Origin of the sequence: Hymenobacter telluris, from assembly GCF_017313265.1 — a bacterium.
GTDB classification, from domain to species: domain Bacteria; phylum Bacteroidota; class Bacteroidia; order Cytophagales; family Hymenobacteraceae; genus Hymenobacter; species Hymenobacter telluris.
The window spans coordinates 251,240-265,119 of record NZ_JAFLQZ010000006.1 but is presented as its reverse complement, the minus strand read 5'-3'; the positions used below and the strand labels follow the sequence as shown (position 1 = coordinate 265,119).

Sequence of the window (13,880 nt, the reverse complement as noted above, 5' to 3'; positions counted from 1 at the left end):
CGGGGCGCCAATTCCGAGCAGATGCTTCAGATCAAGCTAAACCGCTTGCCGGGTAGCGCCTTCACTACGTTCCGAAATTCCAGCCCAAGCAACAGAGACGCCATCTGGTGCATGGGCACTTGCGTTTTCCAAGCCAGATTGTCGATGTGCTCCTCTCTGGTGGCTTGCAGCGCTTCAATTACGCTGAATTCGGCGGGCGTGAAATCATCGGGGTTGTAAGTGGGAGGGCCTTTGAACTTGCCGTTGAGGTGCAGGGCGGCGTCCCAGTTCAGCAATTGCTCCAGGTCCTGGGGCTCGGAGTACAGCGCCGCGCGGTTGGCCTTAATCAGCTCGTGGCAGCCCTCGGAAGCCGCCGAGCCCAGCGGGCCGGGCACGGCCAGCACGTCCCGGTCGTAGCCCAGGGCCAGGTCGGCGGTGATGAGCGCGCCGCCTTTTCGGGCCGCTTCCACTACCACCGTCCCATCCGAAAGGCCCGCAATAATCCGGTTCCGCGAGGGGAAGTTATACTTGTCGGGCTGGGTACCGAAGGGAAACTCGGTGAGCAGGCCGCCTTGGGTGAGCATCTTCTCGGCGGTTTTGCGGTGGACCGCCGGGTAGAGCACATCCAGCCCCGTAGCCATAACGCCCACTGTTTCCAACCCTTCCTGCAAGGCCGCCCGGTGGGCGGCAATATCAATACCGTAGGCCAGGCCACTTATTATCAGCGGGCAGTGCTGCACTACGCCCTGTACCAGCCGCTCGGTTTGCTCGCGGCCGTAGTCGGTGGCTTTGCGGGTGCCCACTATAGCCAGGGTTTTGGGCTGGTTGAGGTCGGCGGTGCCTTGATAATAGAGCAGGGCGGGGGCATCGGCAATCTGCTTGAGGCGCGCCGGGAACTGCTTGCTGGTGTAGAACAGCACCTGCACACCGTCTTTTTCCGCTTTTCGCACGATGCTTTCGGCCTGATTCAGGGCGGCGGTGCGGTCGGCACCGGTCAGGATAGCCACCGTGGCCGGCCCCACGCCTGGCACCTTGCGCAGCTTGCCCGGCGGCAGGTGCAGCACGTTACGGGCCGAGCCGCCGTAGCTCATCAGCTGCCGCGTCATCTGCGGGCCGATGTTAGGAAAGAGGGTAAGCGCGACTTCGTAGAGTAGGGTGTCTGTATCGTGCATATGGCGAACCTCACCCCCTAACCCCTCTCCAAAAGAGAGGGGGACTAGCTTTTAGTGTTCTAGCACTTAAAGCTAGTTTTTATGAAAGGGAAAAGGGTAGGTTTTTATAAACTAATAAACTAGAGCTAGTTCCCCCTCTCTTTTGGAGAGGGGGTTAGGGGGTGAGGTTACTCCGCCTTACCAATCGTGTCCAGTTCCTTCTTCATCGTAATCAGAAACTTACGTACTTTTTCCAGGCTCTGAATCACGTCGATTTTCTCTTTGAGCTGGGGCCCTTTCTGCCGAATCATCTCGCGGGCGCCGGGAATGGTGTAGCCGCGCTCCTTCACCAGGTGGTAGATGGTGCGGAAAATGTCGATGTCCTGGGGCGTGTAGAGGCGGTTGCCTTTCTTGCTTTTGCGCGGGCGCAGTTCCTCGAACTCGGTTTCCCAGAAGCGAATCAGCGACGGCGCCACGTTGAACTGCGCGGCTACTTCGCCGATAGTGAAATATTGCTTTTCGATGTCGCGCTCTTTGTATGGCATAACGGGTAGGAGGAGCACCCCGGTTGAGCGAAGGCGCTGAAAATACTGCCCGAAGATAAAGCGGAACCAAACACCTGTTCCACTAAAGCGCGGGCTAAATTAGTTGAGCTTATACTTTTCACTTATTTCATCATACACCGGCAGCAACTCGTTGGCTTGGCCCTGCTTGTCGAATATCTGCTCCCAGGTGTTGAGCGGCTCCCAGATAAACGTGCCTTTGCCTTTGCCATTAGGCAGGGTGAAAGCAATGTCGTTTACCTCGCGTTTGCGCTCCGAGTATTCCACCACCACAATGTCCTGCGGGTAGCGGGCCGCCAAATCGGTGAGGTTCTGCTGCAACTCGGGCAGCGTGCGGTGCCATTTGGGGTAGTACGACTGCCCGATAACGTCGCAGGTGACGCCGCGGGCAAACATGTTATCCAGCCAGTACCTCGACTGCTCGTTCTGGCCACCCAGCGCAATATGCAGCATCACGATGCTCTTGGGGGCGGTTTCGCGCACGGCCGCCACGCTGGCTTTTAGCAGCATTGCCAAGTTGTCGAGTTTGGCTACGCTGTCGGCGCTGTGCACGTCGCCGTCGGGCCAGAGCAGGCCGTGGTTGATTTCGTTGCCGACCTGCACCATATCGGGCGGGGTGCCCTGGGCCTTGAGGGCCAGCAGCACGTCGCGGGTGTAGTCGTGCAGGGTTTGGGCAAGCTGGGCGCCGTGCAACTCTTTCCAGGCTTCGGGCTTGAACTGCTTCTGCGGGTCGGCCCAGGTGTCGCTGTAGTGGAAATCGAGCAGGAGCTTGAGGCCGGCTTTTTTAGTGCGGGCGGCCATTTGCAGGGTATGGGGCAAGTCGCAGAAACCTTTTTTCGGGGAGTAGCCGCTGTCGGCCGCCGGGTTATTGAACAGCCGCAGCCGCACGTAGTTAAAGCCGTGGTCCTTGAGAATCTGGATGGCATCCTTCGGCTGGCCTTTGTCGGAGAACTTCACGCTCCGCGCCTCCAACTGCGGCAGAAACGAAATATCAGCCCCCAGCATCTTGCCAATTTTCTTGCGAGGGCCGCCCAGGCTGGCGTCTTGCTTGGTTGGTTGCGGCGGCTTCACGGCCTGCGCCTCCGCCGCGGAAGCTGCGCATAAAAGCAGGAACAGCAGGATGAGCGGCTGAAAAAAGAGGGTAGGCTGCTGCAATGGAGTAAATGGTTTCATCGAACCTGTTTAGAAAGTTGCCGGACCGTCATGCGGAGCGGAGTGGAAGCATCTCTACCCCTTCGTTGAATGAAATTAGCTAGTGGTAGAGATGCTTCGGCCAGCTCCGCATGACGTTCTGGGTTTTCACGTAATACAATTGCCAAAATACGCACTGCTTCGACTTCCGGGCGAAGTGGCTACATTTGCAGGAATTGCCTTTCAGCCCAAATCAGTTGGGTTTCTGATGCGGCAAAATAGCTAAAATTGCCGCCGCCGTGGTTGCGGCGCTTCCTTATATCTCCCTCATGTCACTGCCCACCGCCAGTCACGTCCGCCAGCAATTCCTGGATTTCTTTGCTTCCAAAGGCCACCACATTGTGCCCTCGGCGCCTATTGTGGTGAAAGACGACCCCACGCTGCTGTTCATCAACTCGGGCATGGCCCCGTTCAAGGATTACTTCCTCGGCAATAAGCCCGCGCCCTTCAAGCGTATTGCTGACACCCAAAAGTGCCTGCGCGTGTCGGGCAAGCACAACGACCTGGAGGAAGTAGGCTACGACACCTACCACCACACCATGTTCGAGATGCTCGGCAACTGGTCGTTTGGCGACTACTTCAAGAAAGACGCCATTGCCTGGGCCTGGGAACTGCTCACCGACGTGTTCAAGCTGCCCAAAGACCGGCTCTACGTCACCTATTTCGAGGGCGACAAAGGCGACGGCCTCGGCCCCGATACCGAAACCCAAGACCTGTGGCGGCAGTACGTAGCCGAGGAACGCATTCTGCCCGGCAACAAGAAGGACAACTTCTGGGAGATGGGTGACACCGGCCCCTGCGGCCCCTGCACCGAAATCCACATCGACCTGCGCGACGACGCGGAAGTAGCCGCTAAATCCGGCCGGGAACTGGTGAATGCCGACCACCCGCAAGTGGTGGAAATCTGGAACAACGTGTTCATGGAGTTCGAGCGCCGCGCCGATAAGTCGCTGCTGAAACTGCCGCAGCAGAACGTGGACACCGGCATGGGCTTCGAGCGGTTGATGATGGCCGTGTCGGGCGTGAAGTCCAACTACGACACCGACGTATTCCAGCCGCTTATTCAGTTCATTGCCAAGGAAGTGGGCCTGAAATACCACGGCACCGCACCGGCCACGGTGAACGACCAGCCCGCCACCGAAAACGAGAAAACCGACATTGCCATCCGGGTCATTGCCGACCACATCCGGACCATCAGCTTCACCATTGCCGATGGTCAGCTGCCGAGCAACGTGAAAGCTGGCTACGTCATCCGCCGCATTTTGCGCCGAGCGGTGCGCTATGCCTTCTCGTCGCTGAACCAGAAGCAGCCGTTCCTCTACAAGCTGGTGCCCGTGCTGGCCGACCAGATGCGTACCATCTTCCCCGAGTTGAAAGCACAGCAGCAGTTCGTGCAGCGCGTGATTGAGGAAGAGGAAATAGCCTTCCTGAAAACCCTGGAAACCGGTTTGCGCCGCCTTGATGCCCTCGAAGAAACCGCCAAAGCCAACGGCAACCGTATCGACGGCAAAACGGCTTTCGAACTCTCCGATACCTTCGGTTTTCCGCTCGACCTCACCGCTCTGATTGCTCGTGAAAAAGGCTTGACGATAGACGAGGAAGGATTCAAAAAGGAACTGGAAGCCCAGAAAAACCGCAGCCGCAACGCCCAGGAAGCCGAGCAGAGCGACTGGACCATTGTAAAGGAATCGGAGGAGCAGCCGGCTTTCGTGGGCTACGACCAGGACGAGGCGCCGGCCCGCATCCTACGCTACCGCCGCACCGACCGCAAAGGCAAAACCGAATACCAAGTGGTGCTCGACCAGACGCCGTTCTACGCCGAGCAGGGCGGCCAGATTGGCGACACCGGTTACCTGGAGTCGCCGCTGAGCAAAGTGCGCGTGCTGGACACCAAGAAGGAAAACGACCTCATTGTACACACGCTGCTGGAGCTGCCGCAGGACCTCGACGCCGAGTTTACGGCCCGCTACGACCACGCCCGCCGCGCCCAGATTCAGCGTAACCACACCGCTACGCACCTGCTGCAAGCCGCCCTCCGCGACGTGGTAGGCGCGCACGTGGCCCAGAAAGGCTCCCTGGTAAACGAGAAACTGCTGCGCTTTGACTTCTCGCACTTCACCAAAGTAACCGACGACCAGTTGCGGCAGGTGGAAACCATCGTGAACGAGAAAATCCGCCAGCAAATCCCGCTCGATGAGCGCCGCAACGTGCCCATTGCCGAGGCCAAAAACCTGGGCGCTACGGCACTATTCGGCGAGAAGTACGGCGAGTTCGTGCGCGTTATCACCTTCGACCGGGACTTCTCAGTGGAGCTGTGCGGCGGCACCCACGTGCGCACCACCGGCGACATCGGCTACTTCCGCATCACGGCCGAAAGCGCCGTGGGCGCCGGTGTGCGCCGCATTGAGGCTGTAACCGCTGAGGCGGCCGAAAGCTACGTGAACCAGCAGCTCGACCTGCTAGCTCAGGTGCGTGAGGCGCTCGGCAACCCGCAGCAGCTGCTCACCAGCATCGAGAAGCTGAGCGAAGAAACCGCCGGTTTGCGCAAGCAGATCGAGCAGTTCGCGCAGCAGAGCATCAACCAGCAGAAAGAGCAGCTAGCCGGTCAGGTGAAGCCCTTGCATGGCATCAACTTCCTGGCCGCGCAGGTGCAGGTTACGTCGGCCGATGGCCTCAAAACCCTGGCCTTCAACCTCCGTCAGGCGGTGCCCAACCTGGTAGCTGTGCTCGGAGCCGAAATCGAGGGCAAGCCCCAGTTAGCCGTGATGCTAGATGATGAGCTAGCCAAAGCCGGTAAGCTCAACGCCAGCACGCTGGTGCGCGAATTGGCTAAGGAAATCCAGGGCGGCGGCGGCGGCCAGCCGTTCTTCGCTACGGCCGGCGGCAAGAACGTGGCCGGTTTGGGCGCGGCTATTAGTAAGGCAGAGGAACTGGTAGCTAAATCGTTGTAAAATAACAGCACCAACAACCAAGAAGCCCGGCTGCATATGGCGCAGCCGGGCTTCTTGGTTGTTGGCATTTAGAGTGTATTCGGGTGGAAAAGCGTGCCAAGCTAAGTTGGTCGGAGCATGACGGAAACGGCGTTGTATAAAATGCCAACCACAGTGGCAGTTGAATATCAGGCTGCCGTTTTTTTGGCCGCTATGTAATTGTTCACTACCTGTTCCAGGATTTCCAGCGGCAGGCCGCCGTTCTTCAACACCACATCGTGGAAGTCACGCAGGTCGAACTTGGGGCCTAGGGCTTGCTTGGCTCGCTCGCGTAATTCCAGGATTTTCAGCATGCCTACTTTATAGGAGCAGGCCTGGCCGGGCATGACAATGTAGCGCTCCACCTCGGCCGTGACGTCGGAGAGGGCCATGCCGGTGGTGCGGCGCATGTAGTTGATGGCCTGCTCGCGGGTCCAGCGCTGGTCGTGGATGCCGGTATCCACTACCAAGCGGACGGCCCGGAACAGCTCGGCCCGGAGCCGGCCCAGATTGTCGTACGGGTCTTTCTCGAAGCCCAGCTCCGAGGCCAGCCGCTCGGCGTACAACGCCCAGCCTTCCCCGTAGGCTGGGAAGGGTATTACGGTGCGGAAGGTGGGCAGGCCCTGCAATTCCTGCGCAATGCCAATCTGGAAATGGTGGCCCGGAATGCCTTCGTGGTAGGCCAGGGTGCGCATGCCAAACTTGGGCGTGGCCTTCACGTCGTAGAGGTTGGCGTAGAACACGCCCGGCCGCGAACCATCAAGAGCAGCCGGCTCATAGTACGCGCCCGGCGAGGTTTTCTGCTTGAACTCGGGCACCCGGCGCACTTCCAGCGCGGCTTTGGGCCGAATGCGGAACGCGCTGCCCAGGCCCTTATCTACTTCGGCGAGAATGCGGCGGTAGTCGGCCAGAATTTGGGTGCGGCCGCTGTCGGTATCGGGGTACGAGAACCGGGGTTCTTCCCCGAGGCGCACCATCGTGGGCCCTACGCTGTCGGCGCCGGATATTTTTTCAACTTGCAGAATGGCGCGCATCTCGGCCGTGATGCGCGTTACTTCGCTCAGGCCCAGGGCGTGAATCTGGGTGGCGCTGAGGTTGGTAGTGGTATAGAGCTGGAGGCAATAGGCGTAATAAGCCTTACCGTCGGGGAATTTCCACACGCCCGCGTCGTTGGTGGAGCGGGGGCGCAGGGCCGTAAAATAGCCTATCAGCGCCTGGTAAGCCGGATACACATTGCCGGTTATCTGCCGCTTGGTTTCGGCTAGGATTTCGGCCTGCGCGGCGGCATCCAGGTCTTTCACCTTGCCAAGCTTTTCCACCAGGGAAGTGTACAGAATGCTTTGCTCAGGCGCCTGCGCCACGAGGCCCGACATTTCAGTTAGCACCTTATCAATCACGAAGGTAGGCGGCACCACGCCGTGCTTTTCCCGTATTTTCAGCCCTTCCAGTACCTGCGCAAACTTGACGCGCACGGCCGCCAGCCGCTCGTTGTAGTAGTCGGCGTCGCGGCGGTTGTGCACCTGATGCACGTCGGCCATAAAGCTGGGAAAGTCGTTCTGCACCCCGAATAGCTGGTTGACGGGGTAATTGTCGTAGCGGAACTTCATTCCGGCCACTTCTTTGGCAATGTACCAGTCGAGTACCTGGTAGTTGAGTTGGTCCTGCCCGCGCATGCCGGTGGTATCATAGCGGTGCAAGGTGGCTTGCGTTTCGAGCAGAAACCGGAATTTCCGATTGTTCTCGGCCTCCGAAACGTCGTCGAGCTTGCGGTTGTGGCCCTGAATGCCCAGGCCCTCCACCAGCCGCAGCCGGGAAAGCAGCTCCGGCGAGTCAAACGCGAATTTCACGAAAACCCGCTCGTAGAAAGCCCGGATGAAAAATGGCTTAAACCAGATGGTGTTAACCACTAGTACAGCGAGTAGGAGCAGTACAGCGGCCAGCATACGAAGAATAATTTTTCTCATACAGGGAGGTAAGTAGCCAAGTAGTTGGAAATATTTGCTATTTACTATTTATATCAATGCAGTGATGGAGCCGCGCACAATTTCGGAAGTAGTAACCGCCATAGACGATATTGTACAGTACTGCCAGCAGCACCGCAACCGGGCGGGCTACTTCGCGGCGTTGTACAAGCGCATGACAATGGCCGTGGCGGAGGGCATTGCGGCCGGCGCCTTCGAGAACGGGCCGCGCATGGAGCAGCTGGACGTGGTATTTGCGCAACGCTACCTCAGTGCCTGGCACGCGTACCAGCAGCAAGGCGAGTGCACCAATTCCTGGAAATACGCTTTTGATGGCTGCCTCAATCAGTCGCTCACCGTGTTGCAACAGCTGGTGCTAGGCATCAACACCCACATCAACCTCGACCTGGCCATTGCTGCCGCCACCGTGGCGCCCGGCGCGGGCATCCACGCTTTGCAGCACGATTTCAACCGCATCAACGAGGTCATCACCTCACTTATCGATGACGTGCAGCAGTGCCTGGAGCAGGTGTGGTTCCCGATGCGGTGGCTGAAACGGGTGGCCGCCACCCAGCAAACCGACGTGCTTGATTTCAGCATTGGCGCGGCCCGCAAGGCGGCCTGGGCCAATGCCGTACTGCTAGCCAATATGAGGCCGCAACAGCAGCAACTGCATATCCGGGCCATGGACGCTACCGTGCACAGTCTGGGTCGGAAAATTATCAATCCCGGCTTGTGGTCGAAAGCCCTGCTGCAAGCCGTCAGGGCCACCGAGTACGAGGACGTGGCCCGCACCATCCGGCTGATTGATACCACCGTGGTGTAGTAGCGGGGTGATGAAAGTAAGGCAAATTGGGTAGTAACTTCTCGGCTTCACCTTACCTTTAAGCTCAACTTTTGCATCAATAATTACTTCAGATTCACGTGAAGAGACATCTAGTGCTGCTGGCCCTGCTAGTGGGCGGCTTCTCTGTTTCAGCGCAGCAAACCGTTCCCCCATCCGGCGCCAGGAAAGTAGAGTATTTTGACAAGGACGACCATTTGCTGGCTACGGCCCAGGGCGCTGAGTATCGCCTTGAAACAGAGTATGGCGACAGTACGGCGGGTATCCAGCGCGAATACGCGGCGGCGGGCCATCTGGTAGCTGTCACGCACTATTGCAATCTGCGGTGGAAAACGCAGCATGGCCCAACAGAACACTATTATCCTTCGGGCCAGTTGGAAGAGGTGCTCCCCTTTAACCGGGGCAAGATGGAGGGTGAAATTCTGCGCTACCACTCCAATGGAAAGCTACAGCGGCGCGAACAGTTCAAGAACTACGCCTCATTAGGCGGCGAGTGTTTTGATGCGGATGGCAAGCCGGTGGCATTCTTTCCGCATGTACTGCTGCCCCAGTACGCCGGCGGTCTAACTGGTTTGGCCCAGGAAATTGGCGCGCGTACGAAATACCCTATTCAGGCTATGCGAGCGGGGCAGGAGGCAAAAGTGATGATTGATTTCATTGTAGACAAAAAAGGCAAGGTGCAAAATGCCCACGTGCGGGAGGCTGGCTATCCGTTGCTTGATGCCGAAGCCTTGCGCGTTGTAAAAAGTCTGCGTCGCTGGACGGCAGGCCAGCACGAGGGTGCCCCAGCCGATATTGCCTTCACGCTGCCCGTTACCTTCAAGCTGCAATAGCGCTGCTTGCCTGTTGCTACTTATGAAATAAGACCTCCGTTTTTTGTCGTTTGTGGGGGCCGGATAGTGCTTAACTTGCAGCCTAATCAGCGCAATCAACCAAATCAGCGCTACTTAGCGATTCATGGACGAAAGCATAAAAGCCAAATACCAGCCCGTCATCGGCCTCGAAGTGCACGCGCAGCTGCTCACGCACAGCAAAATGTACTCCTCCGACGAGAATGAGTACGGCGCCCTGCCCAATAACAATCTGAGCGTTATTACTTTAGGTCATCCCGGTACGTTGCCGCGCGTAAACCGCACGGCCGTGGAGTACGCCATCAAAATGGGCCTGGCCACCAACTGCCACATCCGCCGCGACAACCTGTTTGCGCGCAAAAACTACTTCTACCCCGACCTCCCGAAGGGCTACCAAATCACTCAGGACAAAACGCCTATCTGCTACGAAGGCCACGTGGAAGTGCGCCTGGCCGATGGCTCGACCAAGCAGATTGGCGTGACGCGCATTCACATGGAGGAAGACGCCGGCAAGAGTATGCACCTGGCCGGCGAGGTGGAAACCCTCGTGGACTTGAACCGCGCCGGCGTGCCGCTGATTGAAATTGTGTCGGAACCCGACATTCGGAATTCCGAGGAAGCCTATGCTTACCTCACCGAAATCAAGAAGCTGGTGGAGTACCTGGAAATCTGCGACGGCAACATGGAGGAAGGCTCACTGCGCTGCGACGCCAACGTATCCGTTATGCTGCGTGGGGCCGAGAAGTTCGGTACCAAAGTGGAGGTCAAGAACATGAACTCGTTCCGGAACGTGCAGCGGGCCATCGAGTACGAAATCGAGCGGCAGATTGAACTACTGGAGCGCGGCGAGGTTATCGACAGCGAAACCCGCGGCTTTGATGCTACCACCGGCACCACCGGCGGCCAGCGCAGCAAGGAAACCATGAACGACTACCGCTACTTCCCGGAGCCCGATTTGCCCCCGGTGGTCATTGATGATGCCTGGCTGCACCGCGTGCAGGCCGAGTTGCCCGCCTTGCCGCAGCAGCTCTATACGCGCTTTACCGGCGAGCTGGGCCTCTCGGATTACGATGCCTCGGTGCTGACGGTGGAGAAGGATGTGGCCTTGTTCTTTGACGCACTGACTCGCCTGACGCCGAACGCCAAAGCCGCCGCCAACTGGGTGCAAGGCGCCGTGAAGTCGTTTTTGAACGAGCGGGCCCTCACCATGGCCGAGTTTCCGCTCACTGCTCAGCACCTCGCCGATATCATTCAGTTGATTGACGACAACAAAGTCAGCCACTCGGTGGCCAGCAAGCAGCTGTTCCCGTACCTGCTCGATAACCCCACGCAAACCGCCGCCGCGGCGGCTGAAGCCCAGGGCTTGTTGCAGCAGTCGGACAGCGGGGCCTTGGAAGTGATGATTCAGCAGGTGCTGGACGCCAACCCAGCCAAAGTAGCCGAGTACCGCGCTGGCAAAAAGTCGCTCACCGGCATGTTCATGGGCGAGCTGATGAAGCTCACCGGCGGCAAGGCCGACCCGAAACTAGCCAACCAACTGCTGCGCCAGAAACTGGAAGGCTGATAGGTAGGAAGTTATTGTCCTTGTGCAAGCCCGGATTACGTGCGTAATCCGGGCTTTTTCATGCGCTGGCTCTGAGTGCGGATTATAGTTGGTCGAAGCGGAGTTGCCTTGAAGGCAGGCGTTGCAAGTGCTCTGGAATTGGCTGCAAATACCTTTGGAATACTTCTTTGCAGAAGTAAAACAACTGGTTGCGGCCCGTCCTGGAACCAAGCTGTACCGTCTGGTTGTAACGCAACCGATAGGACGCAGGGGAAGTATTTTTGCATTCCCGCCGAAATCGGCAACTTGCATCCTCAAATCCCGACATTAGTAAAACCAGTGTGCCGGCTTGGTGCCGGCCTCTTCGCCTGAGATGATACAGAAAATGAAAAGTGTAGTGTTGATTGGAGCTGTGCTGGGCATGGCCAACGCCTGCAATAAGTCCACGCCGCCGACTACGGGCACGGCCGCCAACGCTGGTACTGGCTACCAAGTAACCGGCCAGTTCACCAACGCGCCGGCTGGCACCAAAGTGTACCTCGCCGAGCTGGGCGACACCCAGTTTATCTCGCGCGACACGGCCACCGTTGACGATAAAGGCCAGTTCAAGTTTACGGGTACGGTGCCCGAAGCCGGCTTGTACCAAGTGAAAACCAACGACCAGAACCAGGTGCTGGTGGCCATGGCCAACGGCAGCAGCCTCGCCCTGACCGGCGACGCGCAGAAGCTGGCGGAAAGCTACACCGTGAAAGGCTCGCCCGATTCCGAGATGCTGCAACAGCTCAACCGCACCATGTCGCAGTCGAAAATGCAGATGGGCCGCCTGGAGCAGCGCTATAACCAGAACGCCCAGGCCAACCGCACCGACTCGATGCAGGTGATTGAAAAGCAGTTCTACGCCTTGCAGGCCCGCGGCACCGAGAGCATCAAAACGATGGTACGCCAGCATCCGAAGTCGGTGGTGTCGAGCTTCGTGGTAGCCAACCTCATCAACCCCGACGAGCAGTTCGCCTTTGCCGACTCGATGACGACGGTGTTCAAAACCGCGCAGCCCGATTCGCGCTACACCAAGGCCTTGGTGGCTAAGCTGGAACCCATGCGCTCCACGGCCGTGGGCGTGCAAGCCCCGGAAATCAACCTGGCGGCCCCAGACGGTAAGGCGCTACCCCTGAGCAGCCTGCGCGGCAAATACGTGCTCATCGACTTCTGGGCCAGCTGGTGCGGCCCGTGCCGCCGCGAAAACCCCAACGTGGTGAAAGCCTACAACAAGTACAAAGGCAAAGGCTTTGAAATCTATGGCGTGAGCTTCGACCAGGACCGTGACAAATGGCTGAAAGCCATCCAAGCCGACGGCCTTACCTGGAAGCACGTATCGGACCTGAAAGGCTGGGAAAGCGCCGCCGGCCAGACCTACAGCATCAAGTCCATTCCGGCATCCATCCTGCTCGACCCCCAGGGCCGCATCATCGGCAAGAACCTGCGGGGCGAGGCGCTGGAAGCTAAGCTGGCTTCGGTGATGAAGTAAGAAGAAACACCGGCATAAAAAAAGCTGAGCCTACACAGGCTCAGCTTTTTTTATGCCGGTGTTGCGTGTGAGTTGCCGCTTATAGTCAGTGGTATATGATAATAGAAGAATTAAAGCTATATCGGTGCGTAGTATCTCGAAAGGTGTCATCATCAGTCTCTATTTCTATATGAAATTAGGTATGTGCTTCTCGCTTTTTATGACGTGTATAGTTCAACTTAATTGGGCCCAAACAGGTGCAGAAAGACTGCAACAGTATCAGCAAACGCTGCGGACTGTCCACACGGTTGGCTACAACGTTCAACGCATAGACACCTTCGGGAATGGGAGCGTGTGGAACCATGCGGGGCAAGTTCTGATGCAGCGCAACCCTACTAGCAAAATCCTGGCAAGCAGTTTTGTGGCATCCCGGCCCGACAAGGCTCTCTCATACCACTATAATGGTAATGTTGGCTTTGCTTTGGATGATAAGGCCAAAACATTTGAAATAGAAAAGGACCCCTACGAGCCTAGTGTGCTCGGGAGCCCGACCGGCCAAATGTTGAGCGAGGAATTGCTGACTATTGATCCGTCGTACCAAACGGTAACATACAGTGCAACTCCTCAAGGAGGCGTTTTTCACTTGCAGTACCCCGACCAGCCGAACGTAGATGTACTAGACCGACACACTTATCTACTGTTAGATGCTGCCACTGGCTTACCGCGCGTAATCAAAACGACGCAAGTGCGGGGTGGGGGCAAATGGACTACCATAAAGACTATTTCCAATCTTCGTGTCAACGCGCCCACCGATGTAGATACGCTCCAAAAACAAGCATTTCTCACAACATATACGCCTATAGTGACAGCGCCCTTAGCCGTGTCTACACCAAGTATGCGGGGTCAGATAGCACCGGCTTTCAAGTTGGCAAGTTTTGATAAACAGCTGGTTAACTTAACTGCTTATCGAGGAAAGGTTGTGCTACTTGATTTTTGGGCTACCACCTGTAGCCCATGTATTGGTTCTATGCCAACTATACAGCAGATGCAAAATCAATACAAGAAGCAGGGGTTGGTCGTATTGGGAGTGTTACTGAATGACGAATCCACGGAGAAAGCGCAGGGTATTTTACGACGGCAGCGGGCTACTTACACCAACCTATTGGGGAGCAAGGCTGTAGCTAGTGCATACCATATTGAATCGTTTCCGCGCTATATCGTTATTGGTAAGGATGGCAAAATTGCCTTAGATCAGGTAGGCGGCCCTCACATGGAACAAGTAGAAGCCGCCATTAAATCTGCGCTGGATAAGTAGTTAACTAAC

At 57.5% G+C, this 13,880-nt stretch carries 10 protein-coding genes; 6 read left to right on the top strand and 4 right to left on the bottom strand.

The features are described 5' to 3' along the window. Nucleotides 1-26 precede the first annotated feature (26 nt). The 3 genes from dprA to J0X19_RS12050 form a co-directional block, all read right to left on the bottom strand. Nucleotides 27-1,151 (bottom strand): DNA-processing protein DprA, encoded by a 1,125-nt coding sequence (dprA, locus tag J0X19_RS12060; protein ID WP_206984608.1) that lies wholly within the window; start codon nucleotides 1,149-1,151, stop codon nucleotides 27-29. 167 nt (nucleotides 1,152-1,318) lie between these two features. Further along, nucleotides 1,319-1,675 carry a MerR family transcriptional regulator gene (locus J0X19_RS12055; protein ID WP_206984607.1) on the bottom strand — a complete coding sequence of 119 codons (357 nt, stop codon included), beginning with the start codon at nucleotides 1,673-1,675 and terminating at the stop codon, nucleotides 1,319-1,321. Nucleotides 1,676-1,774: 99 nt separating this feature from the next. After that, complete coding sequence (locus J0X19_RS12050; protein WP_206984606.1) at nucleotides 1,775-2,866, bottom strand: glycoside hydrolase family 53 protein; 1,092 nt, start codon at nucleotides 2,864-2,866, stop codon at nucleotides 1,775-1,777. A 287-nt stretch (nucleotides 2,867-3,153) separates the two neighbouring features. Here J0X19_RS12050 and alaS point away from each other — a divergent pair, with 287 nt between their 5' ends. Beyond that, nucleotides 3,154-5,835, top strand: coding sequence for an alanine--tRNA ligase (alaS, locus tag J0X19_RS12045; protein WP_206984605.1), 2,682 nt, complete (start codon nucleotides 3,154-3,156; stop codon nucleotides 5,833-5,835). A 167-nt stretch (nucleotides 5,836-6,002) separates the two neighbouring features. Here alaS and J0X19_RS12040 read toward each other — a convergent pair whose 3' ends face one another. Continuing rightward, nucleotides 6,003-7,817 carry a DUF885 domain-containing protein gene (locus tag J0X19_RS12040; protein ID WP_206984604.1) on the bottom strand — a complete coding sequence of 605 codons (1,815 nt, stop codon included), beginning with the start codon at nucleotides 7,815-7,817 and terminating at the stop codon, nucleotides 6,003-6,005. A gap of 34 nt (nucleotides 7,818-7,851) precedes the next feature. On the opposite strand from J0X19_RS12040, the gene J0X19_RS12035 reads away from it, so the two are divergent. The 5 genes from J0X19_RS12035 to J0X19_RS12015 all read left to right on the top strand — a co-directional run bounded on the left by J0X19_RS12035 (nucleotide 7,852) and on the right by J0X19_RS12015 (nucleotide 13,871). Next, entirely contained in the window at nucleotides 7,852-8,640 is a 789-nt protein-coding gene (locus tag J0X19_RS12035; protein ID WP_206984603.1) for a DUF5995 family protein, read from the top strand. Between the two features lie 98 nt (nucleotides 8,641-8,738). Further along, the gene (locus J0X19_RS25130) at nucleotides 8,739-9,491 is read left to right on the top strand and encodes a TonB family protein (RefSeq protein WP_206984602.1); all 753 of its coding nucleotides are present in this window, start codon (nucleotides 8,739-8,741) and stop codon (nucleotides 9,489-9,491) included. 124 nt (nucleotides 9,492-9,615) lie between these two features. Further along, nucleotides 9,616-11,073, top strand: coding sequence for an Asp-tRNA(Asn)/Glu-tRNA(Gln) amidotransferase subunit GatB (gene gatB, locus J0X19_RS12025; RefSeq protein ID WP_206984601.1), 1,458 nt, complete (start codon nucleotides 9,616-9,618; stop codon nucleotides 11,071-11,073). A gap of 364 nt (nucleotides 11,074-11,437) precedes the next feature. After that, nucleotides 11,438-12,577, top strand: coding sequence for a TlpA disulfide reductase family protein (locus J0X19_RS12020; protein ID WP_206984600.1), 1,140 nt, complete (start codon nucleotides 11,438-11,440; stop codon nucleotides 12,575-12,577). 169 nt (nucleotides 12,578-12,746) lie between these two features. Beyond that, on the top strand, nucleotides 12,747-13,871 hold the full coding sequence (locus J0X19_RS12015; RefSeq protein ID WP_206984599.1) for a TlpA family protein disulfide reductase: 1,125 nt from the start codon (nucleotides 12,747-12,749) through the stop codon (nucleotides 13,869-13,871). The last annotated feature ends 9 nt before the right edge of the window (nucleotides 13,872-13,880 follow it).